Origin of the sequence: Rhizobium sp. 10PS4 (genome assembly GCF_032464805.1) — a bacterium.
In the GTDB taxonomy this organism is placed as follows: domain Bacteria; phylum Pseudomonadota; class Alphaproteobacteria; order Rhizobiales; family Rhizobiaceae; genus Rhizobium; species Rhizobium laguerreae.
Window position 1 is genome coordinate 139,258 of record NZ_JAWDIW010000012.1, and the last position, 19,189, is coordinate 158,446.

Sequence of the window (19,189 nt, forward strand, 5' to 3'; positions counted from 1 at the left end):
GTCAGCATTCCTCCAGAACGACGATGATATCGCCGGCTTTGACGTTTCTTCCCGGCCCGGCGCGCAGGTCGCGGACGCGGCCTGCCGCATGGGCGGTGACGTTGATTTCCATTTTCATCGATTCGATGATGGCGAGTGTATCGCCGGCCGCAACCGAGGCACCCCGCTCGACCAGCAATTTCCAGACATTGCCGGGCACTGCGCTGGCAACCCCGAAGCAGCCGTCGGGAATATCTCCATCCGGACTTTCGCCTGTGCCTTCGTCGGTGACGAAGCTGTCGAGCCCGGCTTCCTTCCAGCGCTGGCGCTCGGCATCGAAGGCGGCCTGCTGGGTTGCCTTGAAGCGGCCGATCGAGGCCGAGTTCGTCTGCAATTCCTTCTCATAGGCGGCATAGGAGAATTCCGTTTCCTCGATCCGGATCGGATAGCCGCCATGCGGGAAGGCGGCGCGCGCCTCCGTCAGCTCCTGGTTACTAACAGGGAAGAAACGGATCTGGTCGAAGAAGTTCAGCAGCCAGGGCTTGCCCTTAGCAAAGGCCGGCGTCTCCCGCCAAGTGTTCCAGACTTGGATGGTGCGGCCAAAGAGCTGGTAGCCACCCGGTCCTTCCATGCCATAGATGCACATATAGGCGCCGCCGATGCCGACGGCATTTTCCGGCGTCCAGGTGCGGGCGGGATTGTATTTCGTCGTCACTAGACGGTGGCGCGGATCGGTCGGGGTAGCAACCGGCGCACCGAGATAGACGTCGCCGAGACCGAGCACCAGATAGCTTGCATCAAAGACGATATCGCGGACGGCCTGTTCGTCAGGAAGACCGTTAATGCGGCGGATGAACTCGATATTCGATGGGCACCAGGGCGCGTTCGGGCGCACGAGCTCCTGATATTTGCGCATGGCAAGTTCCGCATCCGGATCGTTCCAGGAAAGCGGCAGATGCACAATGCGGCTCGGCACCGTGACCTCCTGGGCCGCCGGCAGCGTCGCCTCGATCTCGGAAAGCAGCCCGAGCAGGCGCCGGCGCGTCAGCTGCGTGCCGTCATAATGGATCTGCAGCGAGCGGATGCCGGGGGTGAGGTCGACGACGCCGGGGAGGCGGGCCTCCACAACCGCCTGCATCAGCAGGTGCACCCGCAGCCGAAGCGCGATATCGAGCGTCATCGGCCCATATTCGACAAGCAGATTGTCGTCGCCCTGGCGGCGATAAACGACGGAAACCGGGCCATCCTCGCAGATGCCGAGGATCGGCGAACCTGTTTCTTCCGCGACCCGCCGCACTGCCGGGCCGGCGATCGGGTCTTCCGGCCGCACTACTGCATGAAAACGGATGCGGTCGCCGGGCTTGAACTGGCCCATCTTCCACTGCTCGTCGCGAGCAATTACCGCCGGGCAGACGAAGCCGCCAAGGCTTGGACCGTCGGGGCCGAGAATGATCGGCATATCGCCGGTGAAATCGATCGCCCCGATCGCATAGGCATTGTCGTGCAGGTTGGAGGGGTGCAGCCCCGCCTCGCCGCCGTCGCTGCGCGCCCATTGCGGGGCCGGGCCGACCAGCCGCACACCGGTGCGGGCGCTGTTGAAGTGCACCTCGTAAGCCGTCGAAAACAGCGTGTCGATATCCCCATCCTGAAAGAAATCAGGTGCGCCGTGCGGGCCGTAAACGACGCCGACGTCCCATTCGCGCGTCAAGGCGGCGGGCTCCGTCGCAGACGTTGCCGGTTCGGCCGGCACTTGGCGGGCAAAATGCAGCACATGCCCTGTCTTCAGCGTGCCGGTGGCGTTGCCGCCGAACTGGCCAAGGCCGAAGGTCGCGCGCGAGCCGAGCACAACGGGAGCGGCAAAACCACCGGCGACGGCGAGATAGGCGCGCTGCCCCGGTCCTTCGATCGTACCGATCGACAGAACCTGACCGGCACGGATCAGTACTGGCGCATCATGCGGCAATTTTACGCCGTCGCATGTCATTGGCATCCACGCGCCGGCAAGCGCGATCGTCTGGTCGGCATAAAACTGCAGCGTCGGGCCGGAAACGGTCAGTTCGAGTGCTGCCGTCACATCGGCATTGCCGACTAGCCGGTTGGCGTGGCGGAAGGAGCGTTCGTCCATCGGCCCGCTCGGCGGCACGCCGACATGCCACAGGCCGAGCCGCCCCGGCAGTTCCTGAATGCTCGATTGCGCCCCGGGCGCAAGCACCTCGACGACGTCGGGAACGAAGGCGAAGTCGCGCAACGCCGTCGTCGCCACCTTGGCGCTTGCAAGCAGTTCGGAGGCGGCGATCGTTCTCAAATAATCGAGATTGGTCTCGATGCCTGATATCGACGTTTCGGCGAGTGCTGCCTTCAGCTTCTCGATCGCCGCCGGCCGGTCTTCCGCAGCCACGATCAGCTTGGCAAGCATCGGATCATAGAAGGGCGTGACTTCGGTACCCGTCTCGATCCAGCCGTCGACGCGAGCATTATCAGGGAAGACGACTTCGGTCAGCAAGCCGGCACTCGGGCGGAAATCGGCATGCGGCATCTCGGCGTAGATACGCATCTCGATCGCCGCACCCCTTGGCGTCAAGGCATTCGCACTCAAGAGCACGTCCTCGCCCGCCGCTTGCCGGATCATCCATTCAACGAGGTCAATGCCGAAGACGGCCTCCGTCACCGGGTGCTCGACCTGCAGGCGGGTATTGACCTCGAGGAAATAGAATTCCTCGCGCTGGGGATCATAGATGAATTCGACGGTTCCGGCCGATTCATAGGAGACCGAAGCCCCCAAATCGACTGCCGCCTTGTGCAGCCGCGCCCGCGTTTCCGCGGAAAGGCCAGGCGCAGGCGTCTCCTCGACCACCTTCTGGTTCCGCCGCTGCAGCGAGCAGTCGCGTTCGCCGAGCGCGATCACGCGGCTCTTGCCATCACCGAAGATCTGCACCTCGACATGGCGCGCTTCGGCTACGAAACGCTCGATATAGACGCGCGCATCGCCGAAGCTGGCGCGGGCTGTCCGCTGCACGCTTTCGAAAGAGGCCTTGAGGCTTGCCGCATCGGCGCAGAGCTGCATGCCGATGCCGCCGCCGCCGGCCGTGCTTTTGAGCATGACGGGATAGCCGACGGTCTCGGCAGCCGAAAGCGCCTCTTCGGCGCTCTGCAAGAGATCGGTGCCGGGCAGCAGAGGCACGCCGCTCGCTTTCGCCAATTCGCGCGCCGTATGCTTCAGGCCGAAGGCCGACAGATGCTCCGGCCGCGGGCCGATGAAGGCGATACCTTCGGCGGCGAGCCGCTCGGCAAAGCCGATATTCTCTGAGAGAAAGCCATAGCCCGGATGCACGGCCTCAGCGCCCGTTGCCTTGCAGGCGGCGATGACGGCGTCTACGTCAAGATAGCTTTCGGCAGCGGGCGCCGGACCGAGGCGGACGGCCTCGTCGGCGGTCAGCGCCGGCATCGAGAAGCGATCGGCATCGGAGTAGACGGCGACCGAGGCGATGCCCATCCGCTTCAATGTGCGGATAACGCGGACGGCGATTTCGCCGCGATTGGCGATAAGGACCTTGGTGAACATCGATCAGCCCTCGCCGTCCCAGATCAGCACCCGGATCGGCGTCGGATCGAAGCCGTTGCAGGGATTGTTGATCTGCGGGCAGTTGGAGATGACGCAGAGCACGTCCATCTCCGCCACCAGTTCGACGTAGTCGCCGGGCGCGGAAATGCCGTCGACAATGGTCATCTCGCCGTTCGGCTTGATCGGCACGTTCATGAAGAAATTGATGTTCGGCACGATGTCGCGCTTGCTCATGCCGTGTTTTGTCACCTCGAGCACGAAATTGTCGCGGCAGGCATGCAGGTATTTCGTGCCGTGGCCAAAGCGCACCGTGTTGCTCTCGCAGGAGCAGGCGCCAGCCGATGTATCGTGGCGGCCGCAGCTGTCGGCCGTCATGACAAGCATGACGTTGCCTTCGTTCGAGATGATCTTCGTGCCGGTGCCGATATAGGCGCCACTCTGCGCCCGCATCGTATCCTGGTTGGAATAACGCTCGGCAAAGTCGTCGGCTCGATAAAACAGCGTGTCGATCGCCTGCTGGCCGTAACTATCCTCGATGCGGATCGTCTGGCCCTTGCGCACGATGCCTGACCATGGCGCTTCGGCCGCGATGAAATGATCCTGCACGGCATTTTCGAGGCTGCGCGAAGCTGAAGTGATGAAATCGGTCATCGTATCTTCCCTCAGGCCAGCATCGCGGCGTTATTCTCGAAGCCGCGAAGGGCTTCGGCGGTCGCGGTGCGAGAGAGATCGTCGACTGCGGGCGCGGCTGCGCGAAAGCGCGTGACGATGACCGGCTTCGGCGCGTAGACCGGATCGGGATCGAGCGGATGCGGGCAATTCGAGAAGCCGACGATCATGTCCATCTCGGCGCGCAACTCGGCATAATCGCCGCTGTTGGAGAGCTTGCCGCGCCAGTGGAAGCCGCCGTCATCGTCGACTCGGACCGGGGCGAAGAGATTGAGAATCGCCGGGATGTCGCGCCTGATGAGACCAAGCTTGCCGGCGACGAGCACGAGATTGTCTCGGGTGTTGCGGGTCTTGGCGTCAGGATATTTTGCGGCGTTCGAAGCTGCCGTCGAACCACCCATCAGGCAGTCATGAGCGCCGGAACTATCCTCGATCAGCGAAAACATCACCCGGCCCATATCCGAGAAGATGACGCGGCCCTTGCCGAGGGCGGTCGTCCACTGAACCTTGACCGTATCGACGAGATTGAGTCGTTCGCTGGTGTCAGTGGCGTTCCAGGCGACGAGCGCCACGGTCGATCCGCCTTCGCCCTGATCGATGCGGAGAGCTTCGCCGCGCTTCAGCGCGGTCGACCAGTACCAGCCGCCGGGGATGATTTCCTGATGGATGATCGCGGCAGCATCGATGGCGGGGGCGGGCAGGGGGCTCGGCGCCGGCAGGGCCTTCGGGGCAAATTCCAGCCCCTTTTTCTGATGTTCCTCGTAACGCTGCCGGTTGGCGGCGATCTCCTCGGGCGAACGTCTGACATGCATCATGGTTTTTCTCCTGGCGGACTGGAAGCCGGGTCGTCCCGGCGAAGGCCCAGAGAAATGACCGGGCCGTCCCGGTCGGGGCTGAAGATGGAGGGCGCGCCGGCGAGCCTGGGCGGCCAGATCGAAATATCCTTGGTGATCGTCGCGCCGTAGCGCTCCTTTTCCTCCGGGCGATCACGCTTGCGCTCGAAGGCGACGACGCGCGTCGCCAGGGTGAAGGCTTCGCGCATGTCGTGGGTCACCATGACGACGGTCATCTGCGTTTCGTGCCAGAGGCGTTTCATCAATGTGTGGATCTCCGCACGAATGCCGGGATCGAGCGCGCCGAAGGGCTCGTCGAGCAGCAGCACCTTCGGTTTCATGATCAGCGCCTGCGCCAGCGCCAGGCGCTGCTGCATGCCGCCTGATAGTTGCGCCGGATATTTGCCCTCGGCGCCGGAAAGGCCGACCTCGCCGATCAGCCGCCGGGCTTCGTCGACGGCGTCGCGGCGGGCGGCGCCGAAAAGCTTGGCCTTGTAGCGGGACGCCGAGAGTTCCCGCCCGAGCAGCACGTTTCCGACGACGGTCAGATGCGGGAAGACGGAATAGCGCTGGAAGACGACGCCGCGATCCGACCCTGGCTCCTGCGGCAGCGCTTGCCCGTCGAGCAGGATCGTCCCTCGCGTCGGCCGCTCTTGGCCGAGCAGCATGCGCAGGAACGTCGACTTGCCGCAGCCGGACGGGCCGACAAGAGCGACGAAGGCGCGCGAGGCGACGGTCAGCGACACATCCTCGAGCACGATCTGGTCACCATACTCTTTCCAGACCTTTTCGATCACCAACTCGCTCATGCCTGCTTCTCCAGCTCAGACCAGGGGAAGACAGCAATGCGGATGCGATCAAGGATATAATTCATGACCACGGCGAGCAGCGTGATCCAGACGACATAGGGAAAGATGACGTCCATCGAGAGATAACGGCGGACGAGGAAGATGCGGTAGCCGAGGCCGGAATCCGACGAGATCGCCTCGGCCGCGATTAGGAACAGCCAGGCCGGGCCGAGCTGAAGCCTCAGACAAGTGATCAGCCGCGGCAGGATCTGCGGCAGCACCACACGAAGGCCGATCTGCCAGGAGGAGCCGCCGAGTGTTTCAGCCTTGACGATCTGTTCGCGCGGCAGCTCCAGCGCCTTCAGCGCGAGGTCGCGGATCATTGTCGGCGCAACGCCGATGACGATCAGCGCGATCTTCGAGGCTTCTCCGAGCCCTATGGCGATGAAGAGGATCGGCAGCAGCGCCAGCGGCGGCACCATCGAGATAACGGCGACGAAGGGGGAGAGCAGCGCTCTCAGATAAGGCAGCATGCCGATCAGCATGCCGATGACGAGTGCGATGATCGTGGAGATGCCGAGGCCGGCAAACAGCCGTATCAGGCTCGCGCCCGTATCGGACCAGAGCAGATATTGTCCGGTGCGCGGATCGGCGATGAAGGCCAGGCGATCGATCGCATCGGCAAATCCGGCAAGACCGGGCAGCAGTTTGTCGTTGGCGTTTTCCGCCAGCCGTGCGGCCGAGCCGGCCGTGTAGGCAACGATAAGCAGCACGAAGGGCAGCAGCGTCAAGGCAAGCTGTGCGCCCCGGCTCGGCCTCGTGTTGATCCAGCGCATGAGGAAAGCTCCGCTGATGAAGTGTGGGCGGTGCGGTCAACGCCGCACCGCTGCTTTGACATCGCTCAGAGCGAACCGTCGGCGGCCGCCTTCATGTAGGTCTCTGTGAAGCGCAGCTTGACGTTGCCGCTATCGCCAAGGATCTTGCCATCGGGCATTTCGATGCCGATGACGTCGGCCGACGGCGCACCATTGCCGAGCAGGCCTCTTTCGAACAGGAAGTTGCGGACAAGATCCATTGTCTTCGGCAGGTTGCCCGAGGCCGTGAAGGCAACGGCATCGGCCGGCTTGGCAAACAGCTTGGTGGCGACAAGCTGGGATTCAAAGCCCTTGAGATCGGTGCCCGATGCCTGGCCCATCGCCTCGCGCGCAGCCTTGCCGTCGGCACTGTCGGCAGTCAGCAGTGCTGCGGTTTCATACCAGATGCCAGCGAGCGCCTTGCCGAAATTCGGATTGTCCTTCAGCACGCCTGTATTGGCGACCATCAGGTCAATGATCTCGCCCGGCACCTGCGAGCTGTCGAAGACCTTCTTGGCCGTGGGATCTTCGAGGATGGTCGAGACCAGCGGGTTCCAGGTGACGACCGCGGTCACGTCAGCCGTCTTGTAGGCGGCGACCATATCGGCGTCGGAGGTGTTGACCACCTTGACGTCGCGCTCGGTCAGCTTGATGCTTTCGAGTGCGCGGGCCAGCAGATAATGTGAGACGGAAAATTCAACGAGATTGACGTTCTGGCCCTTGATGTCGGCAAGACTCGCCTTGTCCTTCAGGATGACCGCATCATTGCCGTTCGAGAAGTCGCCGACGATGACGGCTGTCGTATCGACGCCGCCGGCGGCCGGGATCGACAGGCCATCCATATTGGTGAGCGTCACGGCGTCGAAGGCGCCGGCCGTGTACTGGTTCATCGATTCGACGTAGTCGTTGAACTGGGTGACCTCGATCTTGATGCCGTATTTGTCGGCCCATTTCTTGACGATACCGTGATCGGCCGCGTAGCCCCAGGGCATCCAGCCGACATAGATCGACCAGGCGACCTTGAAGTCGGTCTTCTGTTCGGCCTTGGCGATGGAGCCGAGTCCTAGCGCCAGGGACGCCGACAGTGCGGTAATCGATAGTATCTTCGAAAAAGTCTGCATTGAAATTCCCCTTTTGCTTTTCTTCAAAAGGGATCGGCAATGACCATCGTGCCGCCAATCCCTTGGCTTACGAGGTCTCCCGGGCTTTTGTCCCGCCGTGCACCCGGCGGGATGTCTCCCTCGCCGGTGGCAGCTCTCGGACCAGCGCGTCTTGCGACGCCGGAACCCTAGCCACCAACTCTGCAACTATCGAAGCAAAGTGTGTGCCAAATTATATATCATTGATTTTATTGAGAGTGCGATGGCGTCAATTTCCCGGAAAATGCAATAGTGCATGCACTTGCACAGAAAATGTGCGTATTCTGCCGACACCTTAGGCGTTGGTTATTTTTTGCCCAGTGAAAACAAGATCGCAGGCAGAACGAACATAACGCCGAATTGCGGCTGGCCCTGACCTAGTTCCGGAAAGCGCCGGCCGGGACCGTCGTCACCAGCCGGATATCGCGGCGGAAGTCCGACGGCGACATGCCGGCGATGTGGCGGAAGGATTTGTTGAAGGCGCTGATCGAGCCGAAGCCGCTGTCCATCGCCACCTGCAGCACGTTGGCGCCCTCGCTCATCAGCATCGCCTGGGCGCGCGACAGCCGCAGCAGCGTCACATATTTGCTGAGCGTCATGCCGGTCGATCGCTTGAACAGGTTCATTGCATATTTCGGGTGCAGGTCGGCGGCGCGGGCGATATCGACCGAATCGATGTCGTGCAGGAAATTTGCGGCGATGAAATCGCACATGCGCGCGACGCTGCGCGAGGAATGCGGGTGCGGATGATCGCCGTCGAGACTGATGACGGCCTGCGACGTCATCGAATAAGGTTCGAGCGCGATCCGTTCGATGCGCAGCAGCAGCTCGTCGACGGCGTGCTGAGCCTTGGCGGGATCGCCTGAGTTGGCATAGTGGAACCAGCGGGTGAAATTCTCGCTGTCGGCGGCATCCGTTGCCGAGGTCAGCAGCGTCTCACCCTTCATAAGCCGGCTGGAAACGCTGATCGGCAGGCGCAGCCGGAAGAAATAGACGAGCGGCAGATGGGCGCCGGCATAGAGCGAATCATCCGAGGATTCGTCCATCTGATGCGGCTGACCACCCCAGAAGAGGCACATTTCGCCAGCGCTCAGCCGGAATTCGTGATCGCTCATCCGGTAGTGCACGGTGCCGCGCATCACGTAGTTGACCTCGACCTGCGCGTGCCAGTGCGGCATGGCCATAACAGGCGGATGGGCATGAAACATCTGCAGCGCTGTCGGCAAACCCTCGATGCTGCTCGCGCCGGGCTGATAGATTGCACGTGTGCCGACCTTACTTTCCGCCAAATTCATGTTCCCTTTTTAGGAGACACCCGCTCCCTTACAGATAGTCTAACCGCGTTCGTGAAAGATCGGCAATTGAAAAGGGAGGATTTTCAATGCGCTTCAAACTTCTCGCTGCGACCGCAGCTGTCGCAGTGCTTGCTTCCGGCTCCGCATACGCGCAGTCGGCCAATCTCACCATCTGGAGCTGGAATGTCGCCGCGTCGGCATTGAAGTCCACGCTTCCAGGCTTCAACAAACAGTTTCCCGATATCAAGATCACCGTCGAGGATCTTGGCAACAGCCAGGTCTTCGACAAGACGCTGGCTGCCTGCGCCGCTGGCGGCGACGGCTTGCCCGATATCGTCAGCATCGAGAATTTCGAGGCTGAGATCTTCTGGAGCCGTTTCCCGGATTGCTTCGCCAATCTGAAGGAGCTCGGTTACACGCCCGAGATCCAGGCGAAGTTCCCCGAATTCAAGCGCACCGAGCTTGAGGTCGGCGACGTCGCCTATGCCATGCCGTGGGATTCCGGCCCTGTCGCCGTCTTCTATCGCCGCGATCTCTACGAAAAGGCTGGCGTCGATCCAAGCACGATCGGCACCTGGGACGACTTTATTGCCGCCGGCAAGAAGATTTCCGCCGCCAATCCCGGCGTCGTCATGGCGCAGGCGGACTTCAATGGCGACAGCGAATGGTTTCGCATGATCGCCAACGAACAGGGCTGCGGCTATTACTCGGCCGACGGCCAGTCCATCACCATCAACCAGCCGGCCTGCGTCTCCTCGCTGCAAAAGGTGAAGGAAATGAAGGATGCCGGCACGCTGACGGCGGCCAATTGGGACGAAAAGATCCAGGCCAACACCGCCGGCAAGGCCGCGAGCCAGCTGTATGGCGGTTGGTATGAGGGCACCGTCCGCTCGACCTCGCCCGATCTCAAGGGCAAGTGGGGCGTCTACAAGATGCCGAGCCTGACGGCCGACGGCCCGCATGCCGCCAATCTCGGCGGTTCGTCGCTCGCTATTTCGGCGACCTCCGCAAATAAGGAAGCCGCCTGGAAATTCGTGAACTACGCCCTCGGCACGAACGAGGGTCAGGTTACGATGCTGAAGGAATTCGGTCTGGTGCCATCATTGCTCTCGGCCGTACAAGATCCCTTCGTCAACGAAGCGCAGCCCTATTGGGGCGGTCAGAAGGTCTGGGCCGATATCCTCGCCACGCTGCCGAAGATCGTGCCGAGCCGCGGCACCGCCTTCCAGAGCGATGCCGAAGCCATCTTCAAGGCGACGCAGACGAAGTTCTTCTCCGGCGGCTATCCCGATGCGAAGGCGGCTCTCGACGATGCCGCCAACCAGATCGCTTCGGCGACCGGCCTTCCGATCGCGCAGTGAATGACGAAGCCGGGCGCTTGACGCGCCCGGCTCTCCGTCCGCCGCAAGGCGGCTGGTCATTCGTTGGTTTTGTCAGGAGGAGGCTCGATGCCGTTCAGAACCCGGAGCGCTTATGCGTTCCTCGCCCCTTATCTGCTGATCTTTGCCACCTTCTGGGTGTGGCCGATCATCAATTCGTTCCTGATTTCCTTTCAGAACACCCGCATCAACCCGTGGAAATATAGTTTCCAGTCCAATTGGGGTCGGCTCTTCTACGACCCGGCCTTCTACAATGCCCTCTACAACACGCTGATCATCCTGGTGATCCAGGTGCCTGTCATGATCGCGCTTGCGACCGTTATGGCCGTAATGCTCAATTCGCCGCTGCTGAAAGCGCGGCCGCTCTTCCGCTTCGCCTTCTTCGCCCCCGTGGTCGTCGGCGAGGTCGCCTATGCCGCGGTGTTTCGGCTGATGTTCAGCCTCGATTTCGGCATCATCAACAAGCTGATCTCGGCCGTCGGTCTCAGCCCGGTCTCCTGGTTCGACAATGCCAATGCCGCCATGGCGCTGATCATCCTTGCCGTCACATGGCGCTGGGCGGGCTACAACGCCATCATCATCCTCGCCGGCCTGCAGTCGATTCCCGATGATGTCTACGAGGCGGCGACGCTCGACCGGGTGAGCAAGGTCCAGCAGTTCTTCCACATCACCCTGCCGCTCCTGAAACCGATCATCCTCTTCTGCGTGGTGCTCTCGGTGATCGGTACCATGCAGCTCTTCACCGAGCCCTTCCTCATCACCAATCGTGGCGGTCCCGGCGGCGGCACCGAGACGCTCGGCCTGCTGCTTTATCGACAGGGCTTCACCTCGCTGAACTTCGGCTATGCCTCGGCGATCGCCTATACGATGGCTGCCCTTGCCGTGGCGATCTCGCTTCTCAATCTCTGGGTCGGGAGGGATCCGAAATGAAATCCAAATCGCAATCGCTTCTGCTGCGCCAGATCGCGTTGCATGCCGCACTGGCGCCGCTCGCTCTCATCTGGCTGTTTCCGCTCTGGATGATGTTCGTCTTCTCGACCATGCCCGACAACGGTATCTTCAGTCCTGACATCGTGCTGTGGCCATCGACCAACTTCGTCGAGAATTTCAAAAACCTACAGGCCGATACCGATTTCATCGGCGCAATGGTGATCTCCATCGGCGTGGCGCTCATTTATACAGTGCTCTCGGTGCTGCTGACGTCGATGGCCGGCTGGGCACTGGCCCGTTACCGTTTCGTCGGCCGCTCCGTCGTCATCGCCATCATCCTCGGCACGATCACGCTTCCCTTCTCCGTGGTCGTCATCCCGCAATTCATCATGGTGGCGCGCGAGTTCAAGCTGGCAAACACCTGGGTAGCTCTGATCGTGCCGCCGCTGTTCAATTCGCTCGGCGTGCTGTTCATGCGGCAATCCTTCTCGATGATGCCGGGCGAGCTCTTCGATGCGGCCCGGGTCGAGGGCGTTAAGGAATGGCAGATCTTCCTGCGCATCGCCTTGCCGCTGGCCCGCCCAACCATGGCGGCATTGGCGATCATTCTCTTCCTGCACTCGTGGAACAATTACCTCTGGCCGCTGCTGATCAATTCCAGACCGGGGATGATGACGGCGCCTGTGGCACTGGGAACGCTGATCGGCCTCACCAAGGTCTCCTGGGGCGGCATCATGGCCGGCGCGGTACTGCTGACGGCGCCGATCCTCGTCATCTTCGTGGCTCTTCAGCGCCATTTCATCGCCGGCATCGCGGCCGGCGCAATTAAATAATCGGGAGGCTGCATGGCAGAGCTTTCACTCAGCAACATCATCAAGCGCTTCGGCGGCTTTGAGATCATCCACGGCGCCAATCTGGAGGTTAAGGACGGCGAATTCGTTGTCTTCGTCGGCCCCTCCGGCTGCGGCAAGTCCACGCTGCTCAGGATGATCGCCGGCCTCGAGGACATTACGTCAGGCGAGCTTCAGATTGGCGGCAGGGTCGTCAACGACGTCGAACCGGCCGATCGCGGCATCGCCATGGTCTTCCAGTCCTATGCGCTCTATCCGCACCTGACCGTCGAGGAAAATTTGAGCTTCGGCCTGCGCATGAATGGCAATCCGAAGGCCGACACCGAGCGGCGCGTGCGCCATGTCGCCGAGATCCTGCAGATCACCGAACTCATGAAGCGCCGGCCGAAGCAGCTTTCCGGCGGTCAGCGCCAGCGTGTCGCGATCGGCCGCGCCATCGTCCGTGAACCACAGGTCTTCCTGTTCGACGAACCCTTGTCGAACCTCGATGCGGAACTGCGCGTGCAGATGCGCGTCGAAATATCAAGACTGCACAAGAAGCTCGGCACGACGATGATCTACGTCACCCACGACCAGACGGAAGCGATGACGCTCGCCGACAGGATCGTCGTGCTGCGCGCCGGCAATATCGAGCAGATCGGCGCACCGCTCGACCTATACGACGATCCGGCAAACCAGTTCGTCGCCGGCTTCGTCGGCTCGCCGAAGATGAATTTCCTCAAGGCCGTGGTGGTTGATACGCAGCCGGGCAGGGCGGTGATCGCGCTGGAAAGTGACGCCAATACCCGCTTGAAGCTGCCGGTCGCCGATCCCATCGAAGCCGGCGCTAAAGTGACGCTCGGCATCCGTCCCGAACATTTCGTCGATGCGGGCACGGGCGATGCCGACCTCACCGTCACCATCGACGTCGCCGAACACCTCGGCAATACCAGTTACATCTACGCCACCATGGGCCCCGAGCAACTGATCATCGAGCGGCCGGAATCGCGCGTCGCCGGCAATCGCGAGACGCTGACAGTCGGCCTTCCCGCCAACCGCTCATTCCTTTTCGACGGCGCCGGCAAGCGGCTTCGCTGAACCAAATCCCAGGACAGAAAGACGAAAGAGGATTTTCCATGACTTCAGATCAACCGATCCGCTGGGGCATCATCGGCCCCGGCACCATCGCCCGCACCTTTGCAGACGGCGTCGCCCATTCGCGCACCGGCAGACTGGTGGCGATCGCCACCCGCAATCCGGCAAAGCCGGGCCTTGCCGAAGGTTTCCCCGGCGCCCGCATCGTCGATGGTTACGAGGCGCTGCTCTCCGACAAGGAGGTCGATGCGATCTATATCGCCGTCCCTCACACCGGCCACGCCGAATGGGCGATCAAGGCGGCACGCGCCGGCAAACACATCCTGGTGGAAAAGCCGATCGCGCTCTCGGCCTATGATGCCGAGGCGGTTTACTACGAGGCGAAAAAAGCCGGGGTCTTTGCCGGCGAGGCCTTCATGTACCGCGTGCATCCGCAGACGGAGAAGCTGGTCGAGCTCGTCAAAAGCGGCGTCATCGGCACCGTTCGCATCATCCGCTCGAGCTTCGGCTTCAACATGGGCAGCTATAAGCCCGAACACCGGCTTTTCGCCAACGACACCGCCGGCGGCGGCATTCTCGATGTCGGCGGTTATCCGGTCTCGATGGCCAGACTGATATCAGGCGCCGCGGAGGGCAAGACCTTCCTCGAACCGGAGAAGGTCTCGGGCGTCGCCCATCTCGGAGAGAGCGGCGTCGATGAATGGGCATCTGCCGTGCTCAAGTTCCCGAACGAGATCATCGCCGAAGTCTCCTGCTCGATCATGGCGCAGCAGGACAATGTGCTGCGCATCATCGGCTCCGAGGGCCGGATCGAGGTCCAGGACTTCTGGTTCGCCTCCGGCCACAAGGGCGGCGTCGGCAAGATCGAGATCTTCAAGGGCGGCAGCCGAGAAACCGTCGAGGTCAAGGAAGATCGCTGGCTCTATTCCTTCGAGGCGGACGCGGCGGGTGATGCCATCCACGCCGGCAAGACCGAATTCAGCTCTCCCGGCATGAGCTGGGCGGATTCGATCGGAAACCTGCGTGTACTCGACCAGTGGCGCGCGTCGGTGGGTCTTGAATACGGCGTAGAAAAAGCCAGCAAGCGCACGGCAAACATTGCCGGCGGCACGGTCGCGCGCGGGAACAGCGTTCCGCAGCGTCAGATTCCCGGCATTTCCAAGCCGGCCTCGGTGGTGACACTCGGCTTCGAGTTCTTCCCGAATTTTGCCTCCGCCTCGCTGACGCTCGACGCCTTCTATGAGGCCGGCGGCAACGCCTTCGACACGGCCTATGTCTACGGCGGCGGCAAAACGGAAGCGATCTTCGGCGACTGGCACACGAGCCGCAAGGTGCCGCGCGAGGAGATCGTGCTGATCGGCAAGGGCGCCCACTCGCCGCTCTGCTATCCTGACATGATCGCAAAGCAGCTCGACCAGTCGCTTGCCCGGCTGAAGACCGACTACGTCGACATCTATTTCATGCATCGCGACAATACCGACGTGCCGGTCGGCGAGTTCGTCGATGCCATGGATGCCGAGCTCAAGCGCGGACGCATCCGCGGCATATTCGGCGGCTCGAACTGGACGCGGGCGCGCTTCGACGAGGCGATCGCCTATGCCGGAAAGACCGGCAAGACGGCGCCGGCAGCACTTTCCAACAACTTCTCGCTTGCCGAGATGCTCGATCCGATCTGGGCCGGCTGCGTTGCCGCCTCCGACGACGACTGGAAGAAATGGCTGAACGAGAAGCAGATCCCGAACTTTGCCTGGTCGAGCCAGGGCCGCGGCTTCTTTACCGACCGCGCCGGCCGCGACAAGCAAGACGATGAGGAGATCGTGCGGGTCTGGTATTCCGAGCGCAACTTTGGACGCCGCGACCGGGCCATCGAGCTTGCCAACAAGCTCGGCCGCAATCCGATCCACATCGCGCTCGCCTATGTGATCGCCCAGCCTTTCCCGGTCATTCCGCTGATCGGGCCGCGCACCGTCGCCGAATTGGAAGACAGCCTCTCGGCGCTCGACATCAAGCTGACGCCCGAGCAGGTGAAGTGGCTGGAAGGCTGAAGCAGTGGAGAAATGGCTGCGGCTTGAACCGCAGCCATTTACCTACAAAATGGGCGTAAGGCGACGCGCCGAGCGTTGCGCCACCGTCATACGGTCTTCTCTTTGTCTTCTTCATCATGGTCGTCTACGGACAGCATCTCGACTGGAGCGTATGCATCCTTCTGCCGTGCATCCCTGATTGCCGCAATCTCAACAATGCCGCCTCGTGAGCGAATTGTGAGCACGAGGGGAGGCATACTCACTTTGCGAGTTCCTTCCAGTATCCCCCTTTCGGTCATTTGGGGAAACGATGAAAGAAGGTCTCTTTGCCTTTCCAGGCGTTCAACGAGTTTCCTTGCGGCGGCTGGGTTAACCTCTGCGAGTTCGGCGATCTTGCTCAAGAACCAGCGTTCTGCACTTTTGGAAAGGCGAACGGGAGGCATCAACCCACCCGCGTACGGCGTCGATATTCGGCGGCATTGACGATTGCCCGAGCCTTCTCGAGCACATCCTCCAGATCGACGCTATCCCCGCGATCCAATTCGTCGAGGCCTTGCGCATCTGCTAGGATTTCGGCCCCTTCAGTTGCAAGGTATTGACTAAGCGCCTTCTGCATTACCCAGGTACGATCACGTTCAAGAATTGCGGCGATACGATCAAACTCCGAAACCAGCGACGTGGGCAGTCTCAGAGAAACTTGAGATTTTTCACTGTTCAGCATGGTTATCGCTCCGTAATACAGTGAATTACACGGTAACCCAAACCCAGGCGAAGTCAATTCCCTTGGCCTTACGACGCCGCGATCAGCTTTAGCGGCATCATGCTCTGGAAAGGACGATGCCGCCCATTCCGCCGATTCCACATTTAAGTAAAGGGCGCGGTTTGAACCGCGCCCTTGCATTTCACTTACGCGGCTCGGAAGCCTTCTTTTTGGCTGCGTCGTCCATCAGCTCATACCACATGGCGTTGAGGACGGCGAAGGCGGCGGCCAGCGGCAGGCCGAGGATCCATGCGAAATACCACATCGTTTCGTCTCCCTCAGTAAGCGTGGCTATTTTTATCGGTGATCGACTTCTCATCGACCTTGCCCCACAGAACCTTGTAGACCCAGGCCGTGTAGGCGAAGATGATCGGCAGGAAGATCACCGTCACGACTAGCATGATGAACAGTGTCATATGGCTGGAGGATGCATCCCAGACCGTCAGGCTCGATCGCGGATCAAGCGAGGAGGGCAGGATGAACGGGAACATCGAGAGGCCGACCGTCGAGATGATCCCGAAGATCGCGAGTTTGCTGAAGAGCAGTGTCATGATCTCGCGCCTCGCCCGCATGGCAATGAAGGCCAGTGCCGCGCCGACGAAGCCGAGGACGGGCGCGATGATCATCCAAGAATGGGCGGTGTAGTTGGTAAGCCACGCGCCTTTCTCCAGCGCCACGGTCTTCAGCAGCGGATTGGAGGGGCCGATCGGGCTGATATCGCTGGTGATGCGATAGCCACCGACGCTGATCCACAGGAAGAGACCGCCGAGTGCGAAAAGCAGAATAACGGCAAGGGCGGCGACGCTGCCATAGCTTCTGGCACGCTCGGCGACCGGGCCACTCGACTTCAACACCAGCCATGCCGCACCATGCATTGTCAGCATGGCTAGGGAAAGCAGGCCGCAGAGCAGCGCATAGGGGTTGAGCAGGGCGAAGAACGAACCTTCGTAGAAGATCCGCATATCGTCGGCAAAGCGGAAGGGAACGCCCTGCAGCACATTGCCAACGGCAACGCCGAAGATCAGCGACGGCACGAAACCGCCGATGAACAGCGCCCAGTCCCAGCCGTTGCGCCAGCGGGCGCTTTCCCGCTTCGAGCGATATTTGAAACCGACCGGACGCAGGATGAGCGCGAAGAGGATCGCGAACATCGCCAGATAGAAGCCCGAGAAGGAGACCGCATAAAGCGGTGGCCAGGCGGCGAAGATGGCGCCGCCGCCGAGGATCAGCCAGACCTGGTTGCCTTCCCAGGTGGCGCCGATGGTGTTGATCGCCACGCGCCGTTCCGTATCCGTCCGGGCGACGAAAGGCAAAAGTGTGCCGACGCCGAGATCGAAGCCGCCGGTCGTCGCAAAAGCGATCAGTAGGACGCCGAGCAACAGCCACCAGATGAGACGCAGGGTTTCATAGTCGATGAGTTCGTGAAGGATCATGGCAGTCACTCCGCGGCCGGGACGAGGGTTTCGGAAATCAGAACTGCTTCCGGCACGTCGTCCGGCTCCGGTCCTTGCTTGATCGCCTTGATCATCAGGCCCATCTCGATGACGATCAGCGTCGTGTAGAGTGCCGCAAAACCGATGATGGTCAGAAGCACGGTGCCGGCGCCGAGGCTGGAGACAGCTGCGGCCGTCGGCAGAACGCCTTCGATCACCCAGGGCTGGCGGCCGAATTCGGCGACGACCCAGCCGAGCTCGATGGCGACCCAGGGCAGGGGGATCGCCAGCACGGCAATCTTCAGAAGCAACGGATATTTGTCGAGATGGCGGCGCGCCGACAGCCAGAAAAAGGTGGCGGTCAGCAGGATAAAGAAGATACCCAAGCCAACCATGATGCGGAACGACCAGAAGAGCGTCGGCACGTGTGGGATGGTATCACGCGCCGCCTGAACGATCTGCTCGTCGCTCGCCTGGCGCGGATCGTCGACGTAGCGCTTCAGCAGAAGCGCGTAGCCGAGATCATGGCCGAGATCCTCGAAGGAGCTGCGCACTTCCTGTGCAACCTGATCCTGTACCGGTGCCGAACGGATCTGCATCAACGCGTCGTAAGCCTTGATGCCGTCCCGGATCCTGATTTCGGCCTGTTGTTCGAGCTTGTCGATGCCGGGGATTTCGGTGGTCAGCGACCGCGTGCCGATCAGGCCCATGACCCAGGGTATATGCACGGCAAAATGCGTTTCGCGCGCCTCCTGGTCCGGAAAGCCGAAGGCGGTGAAGGCCGCCGGCGCCGGTTCCGTCTTCCACATGCCCTCGATCGCGGCGAGCTTCATCTTCTGGTTCTCGGTGGCGAGATAGCCGCTCTCGTCGCCAAGCACGACGACGGATAGAGCCGAGGCGAGGCCGAAGGAGGCGGCGACCGTCACCGAGCGCTTGGCAAGCTCGATATGCCGGCCCTTGAGGACATACCAGGCAGAAACACCGAGCACGAAGATCGAGGCGCAGACATAACCCGCCGACACAGTGTGGACGAATTTTGCCTGGGCAACCGGGTTGAAGACCACGTCGAAGAAGCTTGTGATCTCCATGCGCATGGTCTGCGGATTGAGCGCCGATCCCACAGGGTTCTGCATCCAGCCATTGGCGATCAGGATCCAGAGTGCGGAAAAGTTCGATCCGAGCGCCACCGCCCAGGTGGCGACGAGATGCCCGACCTTCGACAGCTTGTCCCAGCCGAAAAAGAATAGGCCGACGAAGGTCGCCTCGAGGAAGAAGGCCATCAGGCCCTCGATCGCCAGCGGCGCGCCGAAGATGTCGCCGACATAATAACTGTAGTAGCTCCAGTTCATGCCGAACTGGAATTCCATGACGATGCCGGTGGCGACGCCGAGCACGAAATTGATGCCGAACAGCGTGCCCCAGAATTTTGTCATCTGCCGCCAGATCTGGCGGCCGGTCATGACATAGACGGTTTCCATGATCGCCAAAAGCACGGACAGGCCGAGCGTCAAGGGCACGAACAGGAAGTGGTAAAGCGCCGTCAGCGCGAATTGGAAGCGCGATAACGCGACGATATCTAGTTCCATTGTCTTTCTCCCACGGTCCCACGGGGTACAGGG

The 19,189-nt window shown here is 61.5% G+C and carries 17 protein-coding genes and 1 riboswitch; of the genes, 5 read left to right on the forward strand and 12 right to left on the reverse strand.

The window, feature by feature from the left end; genetic code table 11:
• Position 1: 1 nt before the first annotated feature.
• The 7 genes from uca to RWJ89_RS22900 all read right to left on the reverse strand — a co-directional run bounded on the left by uca (position 2) and on the right by RWJ89_RS22900 (position 9,119).
• Positions 2-3,541, reverse strand: a complete 3,540-nt coding sequence (uca, locus tag RWJ89_RS22870) for an urea carboxylase (protein WP_316031477.1) — start codon at positions 3,539-3,541, stop codon at positions 2-4.
• A gap of 3 nt (positions 3,542-3,544) precedes the next feature.
• Complete coding sequence (locus RWJ89_RS22875; RefSeq protein WP_316031478.1) at positions 3,545-4,192, reverse strand: urea amidolyase associated protein UAAP2; 648 nt, start codon at positions 4,190-4,192, stop codon at positions 3,545-3,547.
• Positions 4,193-4,203: 11 nt separating this feature from the next.
• Positions 4,204-5,025, reverse strand: a complete 822-nt coding sequence (locus RWJ89_RS22880) for an urea amidolyase associated protein UAAP1 (RefSeq protein ID WP_221946703.1) — start codon at positions 5,023-5,025, stop codon at positions 4,204-4,206.
• Complete coding sequence (locus tag RWJ89_RS22885; protein ID WP_131665860.1) at positions 5,022-5,852, reverse strand: ABC transporter ATP-binding protein; 831 nt, start codon at positions 5,850-5,852, stop codon at positions 5,022-5,024. The genes RWJ89_RS22880 and RWJ89_RS22885 overlap by 4 nt, the downstream gene beginning before the upstream one ends.
• Positions 5,849-6,667: an ABC transporter permease gene (locus RWJ89_RS22890; RefSeq protein WP_316031479.1), complete on the reverse strand. Its 819-nt coding sequence runs from the start codon at positions 6,665-6,667 to the stop codon at positions 5,849-5,851. Before RWJ89_RS22890 ends, RWJ89_RS22885 begins: the two co-directional genes overlap by 4 nt.
• A 65-nt stretch (positions 6,668-6,732) precedes the next feature.
• On the reverse strand, positions 6,733-7,806 hold the full coding sequence (locus tag RWJ89_RS22895; protein WP_131665859.1) for a putative urea ABC transporter substrate-binding protein: 1,074 nt from the start codon (positions 7,804-7,806) through the stop codon (positions 6,733-6,735).
• Between the two features lie 74 nt (positions 7,807-7,880).
• A riboswitch (guanidine-I (ykkC/yxkD leader) is annotated at positions 7,881-7,988 on the reverse strand.
• Positions 7,989-8,201: 213 nt separating this feature from the next.
• Positions 8,202-9,119: a helix-turn-helix domain-containing protein gene (locus tag RWJ89_RS22900; protein WP_131665858.1), complete on the reverse strand. Its 918-nt coding sequence runs from the start codon at positions 9,117-9,119 to the stop codon at positions 8,202-8,204.
• Between the two features lie 86 nt (positions 9,120-9,205).
• Here RWJ89_RS22900 and RWJ89_RS22905 point away from each other — a divergent pair, with 86 nt between their 5' ends.
• From RWJ89_RS22905 to RWJ89_RS22925, 5 genes are all read left to right on the forward strand, one after another.
• The gene (locus RWJ89_RS22905; protein ID WP_131641801.1) at positions 9,206-10,480 is read left to right on the forward strand and encodes an extracellular solute-binding protein; all 1,275 of its coding nucleotides are present in this window, start codon (positions 9,206-9,208) and stop codon (positions 10,478-10,480) included.
• Positions 10,481-10,567: 87 nt separating this feature from the next.
• Complete coding sequence (locus RWJ89_RS22910; RefSeq protein WP_132614002.1) at positions 10,568-11,428, forward strand: carbohydrate ABC transporter permease; 861 nt, start codon at positions 10,568-10,570, stop codon at positions 11,426-11,428.
• Positions 11,425-12,261 (forward strand): carbohydrate ABC transporter permease, encoded by an 837-nt coding sequence (locus RWJ89_RS22915; protein ID WP_011649800.1) that lies wholly within the window; start codon positions 11,425-11,427, stop codon positions 12,259-12,261. Before RWJ89_RS22910 ends, RWJ89_RS22915 begins: the two co-directional genes overlap by 4 nt.
• 12 nt (positions 12,262-12,273) lie before the next feature.
• The gene (locus RWJ89_RS22920; RefSeq protein WP_316031480.1) at positions 12,274-13,356 is read left to right on the forward strand and encodes an ABC transporter ATP-binding protein; all 1,083 of its coding nucleotides are present in this window, start codon (positions 12,274-12,276) and stop codon (positions 13,354-13,356) included.
• A 38-nt stretch (positions 13,357-13,394) separates the two neighbouring features.
• A complete protein-coding gene (locus RWJ89_RS22925) occupies positions 13,395-15,398 on the forward strand; it encodes an aldo/keto reductase (RefSeq protein WP_316031481.1) in 2,004 nt (667 codons plus the stop codon).
• A gap of 86 nt (positions 15,399-15,484) precedes the next feature.
• Here the strand turns inward: RWJ89_RS22925 and RWJ89_RS22930 are convergent, their stop codons facing one another.
• From RWJ89_RS22930 to RWJ89_RS22950, 5 genes are all read right to left on the reverse strand, one after another.
• The gene (locus RWJ89_RS22930; RefSeq protein ID WP_027667096.1) at positions 15,485-15,820 is read right to left on the reverse strand and encodes a type II toxin-antitoxin system RelE/ParE family toxin; all 336 of its coding nucleotides are present in this window, start codon (positions 15,818-15,820) and stop codon (positions 15,485-15,487) included.
• Positions 15,820-16,098 (reverse strand): CopG family ribbon-helix-helix protein, encoded by a 279-nt coding sequence (locus tag RWJ89_RS22935; RefSeq protein WP_077979781.1) that lies wholly within the window; start codon positions 16,096-16,098, stop codon positions 15,820-15,822. The genes RWJ89_RS22930 and RWJ89_RS22935 overlap by 1 nt, the downstream gene beginning before the upstream one ends.
• A gap of 181 nt (positions 16,099-16,279) precedes the next feature.
• Positions 16,280-16,402 (reverse strand): cytochrome bd-I oxidase subunit CydX, encoded by a 123-nt coding sequence (gene cydX / locus RWJ89_RS22940; protein ID WP_008529896.1) that lies wholly within the window; start codon positions 16,400-16,402, stop codon positions 16,280-16,282.
• Positions 16,403-16,415: 13 nt separating this feature from the next.
• The gene (gene cydB / locus RWJ89_RS22945) at positions 16,416-17,570 is read right to left on the reverse strand and encodes a cytochrome d ubiquinol oxidase subunit II (RefSeq protein WP_131665853.1); all 1,155 of its coding nucleotides are present in this window, start codon (positions 17,568-17,570) and stop codon (positions 16,416-16,418) included.
• A gap of 5 nt (positions 17,571-17,575) precedes the next feature.
• Positions 17,576-19,156: a cytochrome ubiquinol oxidase subunit I gene (locus RWJ89_RS22950; RefSeq protein ID WP_316031482.1), complete on the reverse strand. Its 1,581-nt coding sequence runs from the start codon at positions 19,154-19,156 to the stop codon at positions 17,576-17,578.
• Positions 19,157-19,189: the final 33 nt, after the last annotated feature.

Bases quoted from the DNA above. Each gene is read 5' to 3' on its own strand.
- uca (WP_316031477.1), bottom strand. From the start codon at position 3,541: ATGTTCACCAAGGTCCTTATCGCCAATCGCGGCGAAATCGCCGTCCGC.
- RWJ89_RS22875 (WP_316031478.1), bottom strand. From the start codon at position 4,192: ATGACCGATTTCATCACTTCAGCTTCGCGCAGCCTCGAAAATGCCGTG.
- RWJ89_RS22880 (WP_221946703.1), bottom strand. From the start codon at position 5,025: ATGATGCATGTCAGACGTTCGCCCGAGGAGATCGCCGCCAACCGGCAG.
- RWJ89_RS22885 (WP_131665860.1), bottom strand. From the start codon at position 5,852: ATGAGCGAGTTGGTGATCGAAAAGGTCTGGAAAGAGTATGGTGACCAG.
- RWJ89_RS22890 (WP_316031479.1), bottom strand. From the start codon at position 6,667: ATGCGCTGGATCAACACGAGGCCGAGCCGGGGCGCACAGCTTGCCTTG.
- RWJ89_RS22895 (WP_131665859.1), bottom strand. From the start codon at position 7,806: ATGCAGACTTTTTCGAAGATACTATCGATTACCGCACTGTCGGCGTCC.
- RWJ89_RS22900 (WP_131665858.1), bottom strand. From the start codon at position 9,119: ATGAATTTGGCGGAAAGTAAGGTCGGCACACGTGCAATCTATCAGCCC.
- RWJ89_RS22905 (WP_131641801.1), top strand. From the start codon at position 9,206: ATGCGCTTCAAACTTCTCGCTGCGACCGCAGCTGTCGCAGTGCTTGCT.
- RWJ89_RS22910 (WP_132614002.1), top strand. From the start codon at position 10,568: ATGCCGTTCAGAACCCGGAGCGCTTATGCGTTCCTCGCCCCTTATCTG.
- RWJ89_RS22915 (WP_011649800.1), top strand. From the start codon at position 11,425: ATGAAATCCAAATCGCAATCGCTTCTGCTGCGCCAGATCGCGTTGCAT.
- RWJ89_RS22920 (WP_316031480.1), top strand. From the start codon at position 12,274: ATGGCAGAGCTTTCACTCAGCAACATCATCAAGCGCTTCGGCGGCTTT.
- RWJ89_RS22925 (WP_316031481.1), top strand. From the start codon at position 13,395: ATGACTTCAGATCAACCGATCCGCTGGGGCATCATCGGCCCCGGCACC.
- RWJ89_RS22930 (WP_027667096.1), bottom strand. From the start codon at position 15,820: ATGCCTCCCGTTCGCCTTTCCAAAAGTGCAGAACGCTGGTTCTTGAGC.
- RWJ89_RS22935 (WP_077979781.1), bottom strand. From the start codon at position 16,098: ATGCTGAACAGTGAAAAATCTCAAGTTTCTCTGAGACTGCCCACGTCG.
- cydX (WP_008529896.1), bottom strand. From the start codon at position 16,402: ATGTGGTATTTCGCATGGATCCTCGGCCTGCCGCTGGCCGCCGCCTTC.
- cydB (WP_131665853.1), bottom strand. From the start codon at position 17,570: ATGATCCTTCACGAACTCATCGACTATGAAACCCTGCGTCTCATCTGG.
- RWJ89_RS22950 (WP_316031482.1), bottom strand. From the start codon at position 19,156: ATGGAACTAGATATCGTCGCGTTATCGCGCTTCCAATTCGCGCTGACG.